The 7754-nt window shown below is 71.9% G+C and carries 5 protein-coding genes; all 5 read right to left on the bottom strand.

Annotated elements, in window-relative coordinates:
* The coding region (locus tag AB8Z75_RS27735; RefSeq protein WP_369206680.1) for a hypothetical protein at positions 1-2704 on the bottom strand (2704 nt) is incomplete at its 3' end.
* Positions 2701-3813 carry an AAA family ATPase gene (locus tag AB8Z75_RS27730; RefSeq protein WP_369206678.1) on the bottom strand — a complete coding sequence of 371 codons (1113 nt, stop codon included), beginning with the start codon at positions 3811-3813 and terminating at the stop codon, positions 2701-2703. The genes AB8Z75_RS27735 and AB8Z75_RS27730, both read right to left, overlap by 4 nt.
* Before the next feature lie 83 nt (positions 3814-3896).
* Positions 3897-5486 carry a VWA domain-containing protein gene (locus tag AB8Z75_RS27725; RefSeq protein ID WP_369206676.1) on the bottom strand — a complete coding sequence of 530 codons (1590 nt, stop codon included), beginning with the start codon at positions 5484-5486 and terminating at the stop codon, positions 3897-3899.
* Positions 5483-6901, bottom strand: a complete 1419-nt coding sequence (locus tag AB8Z75_RS27720) for a hypothetical protein (protein WP_369206675.1) — start codon at positions 6899-6901, stop codon at positions 5483-5485. Before AB8Z75_RS27720 ends, AB8Z75_RS27725 begins: the two co-directional genes overlap by 4 nt.
* Positions 6871-7374 (bottom strand): hypothetical protein, encoded by a 504-nt coding sequence (locus AB8Z75_RS27715; RefSeq protein ID WP_369206673.1) that lies wholly within the window; start codon positions 7372-7374, stop codon positions 6871-6873. Before AB8Z75_RS27715 ends, AB8Z75_RS27720 begins: the two co-directional genes overlap by 31 nt.
* Positions 7375-7754: the final 380 nt, after the last annotated feature.

The following is a 7754-nucleotide window of genomic DNA, read 5'->3' as shown; positions in this document are numbered from 1 at the left end:
CCAGCGCCACACCCGCGGAGCTGCTCGCCACCCACCCGGCGACGGTCCCACGGGCGGGACGGACGTCCTCGGCTGCGGGCTGTGCCCGCCAGGGCGGCACCCACGAGTCCAGCGCGGCGAGACGGCCCGGGAAGGTACGGCCCGCTTCCCGGATCAGCAGCGGGGCGAGCTCGGCCCCGCTCCCGCGCAGGGTGGTGATCAGGCACGGCAGCCACGGCAGCAGCACCGGGTCGGGCAGCTGCCCGAACGCGTGGGAGACGGCTTCCACGACGAAGTCGGTCAGTTCGGGGACCGGCTCCAGCGCGTACACGAAACCGCTGAGGTAGCGCGGATAGGCGGGCAGCAGCAGGGGGTTGCCGAGGAGTGCGGCGCACTTGGCCCGCAGGTCGGCGCGGGTCAAGCGGCCCAGCTGGGTCTGGGCCGCCCACAGCAGCGCCGTCTTCGAGGGATCCTCGGGGTGTGACTGGGCGAGAGCGAGTTCGAGTTGCGTCCGATCGCAGCCCAGCGACAGCGCGAGGGATTCCATGCTGAAGAGGAAGCCCAGCATCGCCGCGACCTGCGGCACGGTGGCGTCCTCGTCGGTGAACGCCGTGGGCAGCAGGGTGCAGTAGTGCGCGTAGCCCGTCTTGACGAACGACTCGATCCACGGCGGGAGCACCGGCTCGGCGGTGCGATAGTACGCCAGGAGCCGCCGTATCCGCCGCAGTACCTCGGGGGCGCCGTCGACCGTGCGTTCACCGGAGAGCACCTCCAGGGCGCGGGTACCGAGTTCGTCGGCGAGCCGGCGCCCGCGCAGATGCAGCGTCGCGTCCTCGACGGTCTCCAGCACCACCGCAGCGGTGGCCTGCGGGCCGTACGCCGTGCGGCGCAGCCGCTGTTCGAGTACCTGCTCGATGCTGACGCCCTCGTAGCCGAGTTCGATGAGGGCCCGCTGGTGGGTGCCCAGCGCGAGGTCCCAGGACTCCTGGATCGGGCGCTCCCCCAGCTTCCGCTCGCCCATGATGGGCCGGGCCGCGCCCTGCGGCAGCAGATACCGCAGCATCCACAGCACGTCGGAGCACTGCGCGAGTTCCGGCCGGCCCGCGATGTCCAGCAGGGCCCGGCGCACTCCGCGCTGCTGGAGCCCCAGCTCCAGCGGTGCGAGCCGGTCGTGCACGTCGCGGGCCAGCGGGGGCAGCGCGTCGTAGCCGACCTGCCCGACGCGGTCGCCGCCCAGCATGATGTCCACCAGCCGGCGCACGTCGCGGCGCCCTGGCACGGTGTCCTTCTCGATGCAGGTGACGGCCGCGTCCTGGAAGTCGTACGGCGTCGGCTTGGCTCTCTCGCGCACCCCGGCCAGCAGGATCGACGTCTCGAAGACCGCTATGGCGTCGGCGGTGGAGGCGAGGTAGCCGTTGCGGCGTGCGGCACGCACGATCTCCACCGACCAGCCGAGCAGTTCGGCCTCGTCGAGCCGGTCCAGGGCGGGCTGCTGCCCCAGGAAGCCGGTCAGCTTGTCCGGCGGCGGCAGCGCGGGAAGGCCGCCTGCCGTCGCCCGGGCCGGCGCGGCTGCCGACACGGACGCCGCCTTCTTGGCCTTCGGTTTCCTCGTACCCGCCTGGCCCGCCAGCCTGTACGGCTTCACACGGGTGCGCCGCAGGTTCTTCGCCCAGACGGTCGCGGCGATCGACACCGATCCCGCCGCGAGGCCGAACTGCGCCTCGATCGCCGCGTGGCTGGACGGGATCAGGCCGTACTGCCACCGGGTGGCGGTCACGGGGCTGATCGCGAAGGTGTCGCTGCCGTGGACGCCGAACTCCGCGACGCGGCTGGCCGCGTGGAAGGCACCGCAGACGTAGAGGCAGTCGCCCGGATCGGTGCCGCTCGCCGCCAAGTGTTCCCGCATCCGGGTCCACATGTAGCGCTCACGGTCCTCATCGACGCGCACCCGGTGCGGGTCTCCGGGGGCCAGCCGCCGGAAGAGGCTGCCGATGAGGAACATGACCTGGCGGTAGGTGTCGTGGTCGCTGTCGCCCAGCGGCAACTCGACGTACTGGTGCCACCACTCCGACCAGTGCCGCACCCGGCCGTGGCGCAGCAGATGCTCCTCCAGATCGGCGAAGCGGGGCCGTAGGTCGCCGATCTCCACACCGACCGCGTCGCCGTGGAGCGCCGCCTCCTCCTCCGCGGACCAGGTGTCCGAGGCGGCCTGATCGGCGTCGGGATCGGCCGGCCGGCCACCGCGCGCGTCCCATTGGAATACGTGGTCGCTGGAGCGGTCGACGAGCACCAGGTCCACCCCGGGGGTGTCCAGCGCGTAGGCGAGGGCCTGGTACTCGGCCGAGGCCTCGGTGACCGGCGCGACCACGGACAGCGGCGACCACTCCGCGGGGAAGCCGTCGGACTCGCTCGCGAACGCCTGTACCGCCACGGGCAGCTTGCAGTTGCGCAGCTCCGGCAGGAGCGGTGCCATGTCCTCGCACAGCTCCAGGTAGACGACCTTGGGCTGCTTCTCCCGCAGACGGCGCGCCATCGCCAGCGCCGAGGCGGGCGAGTGATGGCAGACGGGGAAGATCTCCAGCGGCTCGCGCACCGCGCGCTCCACGTCGTCGACGAGGCCGAGAAGGAGGCCCTCCAGCCCGTCGGGCCCTTCGGCGAAGTTCGCTGCGGCCTCGTGGAGTTGGGTCCGCAGCGCGGTGAAGGTCTCCTCTTCGGGGGCGCTCATGACAGGGTGGCGATCGCGTCGCGGCCACCCTCGAGGAACTCGGGCCAGGATCCGCCCTCCTCCTTGCCGCGCGGCTCGACGACGCCGTGCAGGTACTTGTTGAGGATGGCCAGGTCCTCGGGTGCGCGCCGGGCGAGGGAGCCCACGAGCGAGGAGGCCAGCGTGTGCGCGGTCAGGGACCGTGCGCCGAAGAAGTTGCTGTGCAGGATCGCGTCCTCGAGCACCCCGATCTGTTCCGCGGTGGACAGCGCCGACTCCAGCTTCTCGTCGTCGCTGCCGGCCGCGGCAGCCGAGGCGCGCAGGTCGGCGAAGCTGCGCAGCAGCACGTCGAGCAGCGTCGGGGGCACGTCCAGCTCGATCTGGTGGCGGCGCAGCAGTTCCTCGGTACGGAAGCGGACGATCTCCGCTTCGCTCTTCTTGTTCGTCACGACCGGTATCCGCACGAAGTTGAAGCGGCGTTTGAGCGCCGAGGACAGGTCGTTGACACCGCGGTCGCGGCTGTTGGCCGTGGCGATGACCGAGAAGCCGGGCTTGGCGAAGACGATGCTGTCGCTGTCCAGTTCGGGCACCGAGATGTACTTCTCCGACAGGATGGAGATCAGGGCGTCCTGAACGTCGCTGGTGGAGCGGGTGAGCTCCTCGAAACGGCCGATCGCGCCGCTCTCCATCGCCGTCATGATCGGCGAGGGGATCATCGACTCCCGCGACTGGCCCTTGGCGATGACCATCGACACGTTCCAGGAGTACTTGATGTGATCCTCGGTGGTGCCCGCCGTGCCCTGCACGACGAGCGTGGAGTTGCGGCAGATCGCGGCGGACAGCAGCTCGGCCAGCCAGCTCTTGCCGGTGCCGGGGTCGCCGATGAGCAGCAGTCCGCGGTCGGAGGCGAGCGTGACGATCGCGCGTTCGACGAAGCTGCGGTCGCCGAACCACTTCTGCGAGATCTCCCGGTCCAGGCCGTCGGAACGCTCCGAGCCCAGGACGAACAGGCGGACCATCTTCGGCGACAACCGCCACGAGAAGGGCTTGGGGTTGTCGTCGACGGACTCCAGCCAGTCGAGTTCCTCGGCGTACTTGATCTCGGCGGGGGCGCGCAACAGGTCGGACATGCCTGGGCCTTTCGTGGTGGAGGACGCCTCGTGCGCGAGGCGTGCGAAGAAGAGAGGGTGGGTGAGCCGGCCGGGTGCGGCGGCTACGTGAGGAACGTTTTGAGCTCGTGGACGAGCTTGCGTATGTGCCCGGAGATCACCGGGGTGCCGAGGCTTTTGAACCGCTCACGGAACCACGGGTTCACGCTGCCGCGCCCCGAGCTGTTGACCGAGCCGACCGGAATGAACTTGGCACCCGAGCGGTGCAGGGCCGCCATGCTCTCGAACAGCGGCTCGCTCCGTGACTCGTAGAAGTCGGAGATCCACACGACGGCGGAGTTGCGGGGCTCGGCGACCTTCGGCTGTGCCAGCGCCATGGCGGCGGTGCCGTCGGTGCCGCCGCCCAGCTGGGTGCGCAGCAGCGTCTCGAAGGGGTCGTGTACCCACGGCGTGAGGTCGAGCGCCTGCGTGTCGTACGCGACCAGGTGGACGTCCACCTTGGGCAGCCCGGCGAAGATCGACGCCAGGATGGTGCAGTTCACCATGGAGTCGACCATCGAGCCCGACTGGTCCACGACGACGATCAGCCGCTGGGGCGTCGTCTTGCGTGCGGTGTGCCGGTAGTAGAGGCGGTCGACGTACAACCGCTCCTCCTCCGGGCTCCAGTTGGTGAGGTTCTTCCAGATCGTACGGTCGAGATCGAGGTTGCGGAAGACGCGCTTCGGCGGCACGGAACGGTCCAGGGCTCCCGCCGAGGCCTTCTCGACCTGGGTGCGCAGCACCTCGGCGACCTCGTCGACGAAGCGGCGGATCAGCGCCTTGGCGTTGGCCAGCGCCACGCCCGAGAGGTTGTCCTTGTCCCGCAGCAGCTGTTCGATCAGCGACATGCTGGGGGTCAGCTGCTTGGCGAGCCCGGGGTCGGCCAGCACCTCGCGCAGGCGCATCCGCTTGACGAGTTCGCCTTCGATGGCGCTCAGCTCGGGGCCGATCGCCGGGATCAGTTGGCTGAGGTCGGGCGTCGTACCGCCGGCTGAGGTACCGGTGAGGCCGGCTGAGGTGCCGCCTGCGCCACCGCGGGCCTCTCCCCCCGCTCCCCCGTCAGCAGCTTGCCCGCCTCCTCCGGCGCCCACGGCCTGCCCGCCTCCGGCGCCCGCTCGACCGCCGCGCAGTTGGCCGGGCCGGCAGCCGAGCGCGCGCTCGAGCCAGCCCGCGTCGGACTGCCAGCGTGCCAGTTGCTCGGCGGTGACGGTGCCCGAACCCGAGGTGAAGACGTTGAGCAGCACCTTCGAGGCCAGCGCCGCCCGCCGGACCTCGGCGGCCCGGTCCCGCAGCCCGTCCGCCTCCGGCTCGGGTGCCATCAGCTTGTCGAACTCGGCGCCGAGTTCCGGATGGCGCTGCACGATCGAGTCCACCGACGTCTGCGGGTCCAGCAGCCCGGTGGGCAGCCCGATGTCCTCGACGACGGCGAGGCTCGCCGACTCCAGCGTGGCCTGCTCCTCGTGATCGAAGAGGCGTGCCAGGAGCCGCCAGTACAGAACCTGGCGCCGGTTTTCCTGAGGTTCCAGCGGCTCCCGCGTCCCTTCGGTAGCCTGCGGGCCGCTCGTGCCCACGCCTTCCGCGCCGGGGTCCGACGCGGGGCCGACCGCTGCCGCTCGCCCGTGCGGTGGTTGCTGCCCGCTCGTGTGCTCCCTCATTTCCGCAGCAACCTCCCGGCGCGCTCCCGCAGCACGGCCACGGCGGCGGTGGCGGCCTTCTCGGCCTTGACACCGGCCTTGTCCGCCGTACCGCCGGCCCAGCCCCCGGCGTGGAGGGCGGCGGCCTTCTTCCGTACGGTCGTCTCGACGGCCAGGGGCTGGAGGCTGAACGCTCCGGCGTCCCAGCGGAGCAGCCCGACGCACGCGTGCGACGCCGCGACGGCCTCGGGCGTGAGCGGTCCGGCGGTCGGTATGCGGTCCGTGTCGACGGCGAGCGGGTGTCCCGCGACCTCGAACGCCAGCCCGTCGCCGTCCTTCTCGACGGCGTAGCCCTCCAGGAAGACGGGCACCGCGATGCCCGCCGGATGGCGGCCCAGCGGTGCCGGCGCCGCGTCGACGGCGGTGGGCAGGACGACACGTGCGGTGGCGAAGGCGTCAGCGGGGTCGCTCGGCCCGGCGTGCTCGTCGCTCCAGACCAGGTCGCCCTCCGCGGTGACCGGCATGTCGGTGAGCTCCATCGCACGGCCCTCGCTGAGGGCCTCCAGCAGCGCCATGTGCGGGCGCAGCAACTGCCAGAGACCGGCTCCGACCACCGTGTCGGGCTTCGGCACCGACACCGCGGCACGCACCAGCCGCGGCTGGGCGCCGTCACCAGGCTCCAGCACCGCGTGGACCTGCGCCTGTACGGCCGTCGCGTGCTCCTGCACGTCCGCGCCGAGGGGAAGAAGACGGCCGGTGACCGTGCCGGCGCTCGGCACCTCGGTCGCCCCTGGCACCGTCAGCAGCATCGCGCGGGACCACAGGTCGGCCCAGCGGCGCACCGGAACACGCTCCAGGCTCGCTCCGGGGCAGGAGGCGGCGAGCTCGGCCGAGAACCCGTCCACCAGCATCGCGAGGCGACGCAGCGCGGGGTCGGGAAGCATCGCGGAGACGATCTGCGCCGCTGAGGAGACCACCTCGTGGTCGATGCCCTGCCAGCCGCAGCGTGCCAGGTCGGACAGCCAGGAGCGGGCGGCGGCGTACAGGTTGGGCCCCTGCTGCCCGCCCGGATACGGGAACGCCGCCTCGTCGAGGGGCCGGCCTGTCGCCTCCTGGACGCGCGCCCTCAGCGCGTCGTGGACGGAGCCCAGCAGTGCGGCGCGGGCGGCGGCGAGATCGACCAGGTGTTCCTCCCCCGCGTTCCCCGCGGCGGCCTTCTCGGCCGCTTCGGCGGCCCTGGCGGCCAGAGGCGTCCCCGCGACGGCGTCGGCGAGCTGCGCCAGGCCGGCCGCCTGCGCCGGCCGGGGCCGCAGCAGACCGGCGACGAGCACGGCGTCGAACGCGTCGACGGCGGCCAGCGCCTCGTCGAGGCCCTCGACGGTCTCGGTGAGCGGGTCGGCGCGCATCACACCACCGCCCGGGTCGGCGGGAACCACTGCATCTCCGGCACCGGGTCGGTGCCCGCGGTCAGTTCGAGGTAGGCCAGATGGCGCAGGAACCGGCTGAAGACGGAGGCCGCCGCCGTGGTGTCCCCCTGGAGGGGGCGGGCGGCGCTCATACCGTCGGCGATGGAGTGCGCACTCGGCTCCTCGTCGGTGGCCTCGATCCTCAGGTAGCGGGCGACGCGCTCGGCCCCGTACTGCAGCACGGCCTCACCGATGAGCGCCCTGATGTGGTTGCAGAACGCGCCGCGAGCGCCACCGCACGGGCGGTTGTTGTTGGTGCTGCAGGCGAACGCGTAGGTGCCGGCCGCGACCGACGAGACGTAGACGCGTTCGATGTCCGAACCGCTGGAGACCACCCCCTGCAAGCGTCCGTCGGCCAGCTCGACGAACGGGACCTTGGCCAGCTTGCGCGGCCGTGCGGGCGGTATCACCCGCGCCGTGCTCGCCCTCTCCCAGTCTGTCAACGCACCCTCTCCTTCACACCGGTTGGGCTTCCTCGCCACTGCGGCGGGGACACGAACGAACATATCCGCGACCACTGACAACGCCGGTGCCGACAACGGTGACGACGCCGGGCGGCCGTACGCCACGTCCGCACCGCGCGGGCCCCCGGGCGAGCGCGGGCAGGTGCCCTCTTCGCAGGTGCCCTCTTCGCAGGTGCGCGGGCGCCCGGCACTGTGAACTGCCCACCTGCGACTCCGCAAGGTGGCGCACGAAGGCCCCGGCCGTGGTGGCCGGGGCCTTCGCACTGGTCGTCGCCCTGCCGGGCACGGCACTCGCCGATCCGCCGCAGGCGCTGCCCGCGGACGCCSGTGAGAGAGAAAGGATGTTCCAGCCCGCCTAC

The organism is Streptomyces sp. PU-14G (assembly GCF_041028275.1).
Lineage (GTDB): Bacteria > Actinomycetota > Actinomycetes > Streptomycetales > Streptomycetaceae > Streptomyces.
The sequence above is the reverse complement of the archived record's forward strand: the minus strand, read 5'-3'. Positions and strand labels throughout refer to the sequence as shown.